Source organism: uncultured Agitococcus sp., assembly GCF_937920075.1.
Lineage (GTDB): Bacteria > Pseudomonadota > Gammaproteobacteria > Pseudomonadales > Moraxellaceae > Agitococcus.
This window is the reverse complement of sequence record NZ_CALETI010000306.1, coordinates 1-5171: the sequence shown is the minus strand read 5'-3', so window position 1 is coordinate 5171 and position 5171 is coordinate 1. Positions and strand designations below refer to the sequence as shown.

The 5171-nt window shown below is 40.6% G+C and carries 5 protein-coding genes; 2 read left to right on the top strand and 3 right to left on the bottom strand.

Going from position 1 to position 5171, the window contains the following annotated elements; translation table 11 throughout:
* From Q0212_RS10690 to Q0212_RS10680, 3 genes are all read right to left on the bottom strand, one after another.
* The coding region (locus tag Q0212_RS10690; protein ID WP_297925269.1) for an OmpA family protein at positions 1 to 365 on the bottom strand (365 nt) is incomplete at its 3' end.
* 36 nt (positions 366 to 401) lie between these two features.
* The gene (gene ylqF / locus Q0212_RS10685; RefSeq protein WP_297925268.1) at positions 402 to 1325 is read right to left on the bottom strand and encodes a ribosome biogenesis GTPase YlqF; all 924 of its coding nucleotides are present in this window, start codon (positions 1323 to 1325) and stop codon (positions 402 to 404) included.
* A 104-nt stretch (positions 1326 to 1429) separates the two neighbouring features.
* Positions 1430 to 3676, bottom strand: a complete 2247-nt coding sequence (locus Q0212_RS10680) for a YgiQ family radical SAM protein (RefSeq protein WP_297925266.1) — start codon at positions 3674 to 3676, stop codon at positions 1430 to 1432.
* A 226-nt stretch (positions 3677 to 3902) separates the two neighbouring features.
* Between Q0212_RS10680 and rsmA the strand changes: the two genes are divergently transcribed.
* Positions 3903 to 4703, top strand: coding sequence for a 16S rRNA (adenine(1518)-N(6)/adenine(1519)-N(6))-dimethyltransferase RsmA (gene rsmA, locus Q0212_RS10675; RefSeq protein ID WP_297925264.1), 801 nt, complete (start codon positions 3903 to 3905; stop codon positions 4701 to 4703).
* Positions 4696 to 5076 (top strand): Co2+/Mg2+ efflux protein ApaG, encoded by a 381-nt coding sequence (gene apaG, locus Q0212_RS10670; RefSeq protein ID WP_297925263.1) that lies wholly within the window; start codon positions 4696 to 4698, stop codon positions 5074 to 5076. Before rsmA ends, apaG begins: the two co-directional genes overlap by 8 nt.
* Positions 5077 to 5171 lie beyond the last annotated feature (95 nt).

Genomic DNA, 5171 nt, shown 5'->3' with positions numbered 1-5171 from the left:
GAGTTAGCTTCAATAGGTTTGCTGCTACCAAAGGCACTAATTAATAAACGTTGGCAATCAACCCCTGCTTCGACTAAGGCTTTAGCCACCGATAAACCACGCTCTGCACTGAGCAACAAATTCTTTTGTTCATCTTCAAAAGCATTAACATGGCCTTCTATACGAATGGTAGAGATATATGATTTTTTCTCTAAAAAGGTTTTAACTTGTTCAATAGTTGCCTTGTTCTCAGGCAATAATTCCTCGGTCTGTGTGGCAAACATTAAAGATTGGCTAAACTTTAATTGATTATTTTCAATCGTTATTTCATCTGCATTAGCTATATTAGCCATAATGACAGTCATCAAAAGTATTTTTTTCAACATGATCTATTTCCCCCAATGCATCTGATTAAAAATCAATTAACGTTTACGTCTCTTTTTTTGTTGGCCTTCCAACTCTTTTTGTACGGCTTTTTCGGCCAAAATCCGCTCGACTTCTTGCTGCTCTGCAATGGCGACTTCGGGGGTTTCTAGGCTGATACGACCTAAAATTGCACTTCTAAACTCTAATAGTAAAATAGTGGCAATTTTATGAAAATCGACATAACCACCACTACCCAAACAACCGCGTTGTTTGCCAATAATTTCTAAAAACTCCACTTCATGGCTAGGCAAATCCTCTAATTTAAAACGTTTTTTCATTAAGTCAGGATAATGTTTTAAAAAGAATTCAGCACCAAAACAAGCGACATCTTCATGGTTCATGGCAGTATTTTTAATTGAACCTGCCAAGGCTAAACGATAACCACTTTTTGGATTTTCAATTTTTGGCCACAAAATACCTGGTGAATCAATTAAAATTAAACCATTTCGCAAATCAATCCGTTGTTGACCTTGAGTCACCGCAGGTTCGTTAGCGGCTTTAGCAATTTGTTTACCTGCTAAAGTATTAATTAAGGTCGATTTACCAACGTTGGGAATACCCGTAATTAAGGCGGTCAAATTGCCTAACTTATCCTCTTTACCAGCCAACATCTGTTTAATATCACCAATTAAGCCACGAATTTGTTCAGGCTTTTCGGAAGTAATCGCCAACGCTTGGGTTTGGCTCTGTTGTCTAAAATAAGCCAACCATTGTTCGGTAATAATCGGATCGGCTAAATCACTTTTGGTCAATAATTTTAAGCTGGGTTTATCACTACAAAACTGCGCAATAACAGGATTAGAACTGCTATAGGGTAAACGAGCATCTAAAACTTCAATCACCAAATCCACTTTTGGTAAAATTTCTCTAATTTCACGAATAGCCTTGTTCATGTGGCCGGGAAACCAATTAATACTCATATCTTTAAATCACATAGTCTGTATAGCCACTATTGTAACGGCCAATAACACAAAAAACAGCGATTAAAATAATTATTGCAAAAGGTGCGAATTAGCCATAAAAATCAACCTCGTTTTTTAACAGGTCGTTTTACCTTGTTTTTATCCACACCTTCACGCGGTGGTAAGCCTGTATGTTGGGTTAAAATGCGGCCTTTTTTCGCAGTGACTTTCTGAGAAACCCCTTGTTCAGTAGAAGAGTTTTTCTTCCGTGCGCTTTGATAAACACCATCAGTTTGCGGTTGATAATTGGGAATTAAGTGATGTTTGCCATTACCAATTAAATCCGCTCGTCCCATTTCTTTTAAGGCTTCACGTAACATTGGCCAATTATTCGGGTCGTGATAACGTAAAAACGCTTTATGCAAACGACGACGACGCTCACCTTTGACAATCTCCACCGCTTCGCTTTTGCGCGTCACTTTTTTGAGTGGATTTTTACCCGAATGATACATCGCAGTAGCCGTTGCCATTGGCGAAGGGTAAAAGGTTTGTACTTGGTCAGCTCTAAAGCCATTTTTCTTTAACCAAATCGCCAAATTCATCATGTCTTCATCGCGTGTGCCTGGGTGGGCGGCAATAAAGTAGGGAATCAAATATTGTTCTTTGCCTGCTTCTTTAGAAAAACGCTCAAACAGTTGCTTGAATTTGTCATAAGTGCCAATACCAGGCTTCATCATTTTTGATAAAACACCCTCTTCGGTATGTTCGGGCGCAATTTTTAAGTAGCCACCGACATGATGGGTCACTAACTCACGCACATATTCAGGTGAACGCACCGCTAAGTCATAACGTAAACCTGAACCAATGAGAATTTTTTTAACGCCTTTGAGCTGCCGCGCACGACGATACAATTGAATAAGATGCGAATGGTCGGTATTCAGGTTTTCACAAATATCAGGATAAACACAAGAGGGTTTGCGACAAGCCGCTTCAATCTTGGGTGATTTACACGCCAAGCGATACATATTGGCGGTAGGCCCGCCCAAGTCAGACACCACACCCGTAAAACCCGGTACTTCACGCATTTTTTCGATTTCACGAATAATGCTGTCTTCGGAACGGTTTTGAATAATCCGACCTTCATGCTCAGTAATCGAACAGAAGGTACACCCACCAAAACAGCCACGCATAATATTGACCGAGAAACGAATCATCTCATAAGCAGGAATTTTGGCATCACCATAAACAGGATGAGGAATTCGTGCATAAGGCAAGTCAAAGACATAGTCCATTTCTTCAGTGCTTAACGGAATCGGTGGTGGATTGAGCCACACTTCTTGCTCACCGTGACGTTGCACTAAAGCACGCGCATTGCCAGGGTTAGTTTCTAAATGTAAAACACGATTGGCATGAGCATACATCACAGGATCATTTTTAACCTGTTCATAGGCAGGCAAACGAATCACCGTTTTATCACGTGCAGGCAAACGGTGCTTTAATGCTTTACTTGGTTGCAGGGTAACAACTTGCACATCAGTTTCGGTCAAACCCTTGCTTTTTTCGACTTCACAAACTGCAAGATCTTGGGTATTTACATAAGGATTAATGATAGGGTCAACACGCCCGACTTCATCAACATTGGTTGAATCTAATTCAAACCAACCTTCTGGCGTATCACGACGCATAAAAGCCGTACCACGAATATCAGTAATACTGCGAATGTTATCACCATTGGCTAAACGATGAGCAATATCAACAATGGCTCGTTCAGCATTACCAAACACTAATACATCTGCTTTAGCATCTAACAACAGCGAACGACGCACTTTATCTTGCCAATAATCATAATGGGCAATACGACGCAAACTGGCTTCGATACCGCCCATCACAATCGGAATATGTGGATACGCTTCACGGGTGCGTTGGGCATACACTAAAGAACAACGATCGGGACGTTTACCACCCTCACCATGCGGAGAATAGGCATCATCAGAGCGGATTTTACGATCAGCCGTATAACGGTTAATCATCGAATCCATATTGCCTGCGGTGACCCCAAAAAATAGCGTTGGCTCGCCAAGCTTTTTAAAGTCTTGCGCCGAATTCCAATCAGGCTGAGCAATAATCCCAACTCTAAAACCCTGTGCTTCTAATAAACGGCCAATAATAGCCATACCAAAGCTCGGATGATCAACATAAGCATCACCCGTTACCAAAATAATGTCGCAAGCATCCCAGCCCAAACTATCCATTTCAGCACGACTCATAGGCAAAAATGGTGCTGCACCAAAACATTCTGCCCAATATTTATCATAGGCGAATAAAGGCTTAACTGCAGAACCTGAAATAGATAGGCTGGACGATGACATAGCAATTGCACTCAAGTAAATAGCTTTTCTATTATACCCGACTAAACTACTCAGAAAAACATTGTTTTCAATAACAACCTTGAGAGGCTGTTGAGGTTTTATTTTTTCTAGATCAACACTTCAAACAAAAAAATCAGTGGATGATGAAAACACACTAAATTCGATGAAATGCGGAAGTCTTGCTATTCATGTATAATTTCACAAATTTTTTGATGACTGACAAATCATGACCGACTCCTTACACGGCCACAAAGCTCGCAAACGTTTTGGCCAAAACTTTTTAGAAGATGATAACGTCATCAATAATATTGTTCATGCCATTGCCCCACAAGTGGGTGACAATATGGTTGAAATTGGGCCTGGTTTAGCAGCATTAACCCGCTTTTTATTACCTGCTTGTCAAAAACTTCATGTTATTGAGCTTGATCGTGATTTAGCCGCTCGTTTGCCAAATACCTTAGCAGGTTTAGGCGAACTACATTTGCACCAAGCTGATGCCTTAAACTTTGATTTTGCACAATTAGCAAGCATCGAACATCCTTTAAGAATCGTTGGCAATCTCCCTTACAATATTTCTACACCATTAATCTTTCATTTGTTGAGCTTTAGCCATATCGTCAAAGACATGACGTTTATGCTACAAAAAGAAGTCGTTGACCGTTTAGCTGGTGAACCCGCAACCGCCGATTATGGTCGTTTAAGTGTGATGGTACAGTATCGTTGCCAAGTGGATTGGTTATTAGATGTACCACCCGAAGCATTTAATCCACCACCTAAAGTACAATCTGCGGTTGTACGCTTAACACCTTGGCAAAATTCACCGTATAATTGCCAAAATGAAACTTTACTGCAACATATTGTCAGCACAGCCTTTAATCAACGTCGCAAAACCTTGCGTAACTGTTTAAAAGGATTAGCGGAGGATGCTGATTTTATTGCAGTCGATATTGATCCCAGCTTGCGTGCTGAGGTTTTAAGCGTTCAACAATTTGTGCAACTTACTAATCAGTTAAACCGACATGTCTAATACCGAACACCAAATTATTGTCAGCGTTAAAAGTGAGTATTTAGCCGAGCAATCTAGCCCACAAGACAGTCGTTTTGTGTTTGCTTACCATATTAGTATTCAAAATCAAGGTGCCAAAAAGGCTCAATTATTAACCCGCCATTGGATTATTACCGATGGTGAAGCCCGTACCGAAGAAGTTCGTGGTGACGGTGTTGTCGGTGAGCAACCACAAATCGAGGCGGGTTCGACTTATAAATATAGTAGCGGTGCTATTTTAAAAACGCCTGTCGGTAGTATGCACGGTTCTTATGGCATGATTGATGAGCAAGGCCAGCATTTCGAAGCAGCAATCCCTGCTTTTAGTCTTGCTGTGCCTAGAATGCTACATTAATAGGACTTACGCGGTTATCGCTTATTTGCTCACCAAATAATCGTTTTCAACGATTTTTTCGTTCACAAAACGCGTTAATTTCGGTGAAATGCGTA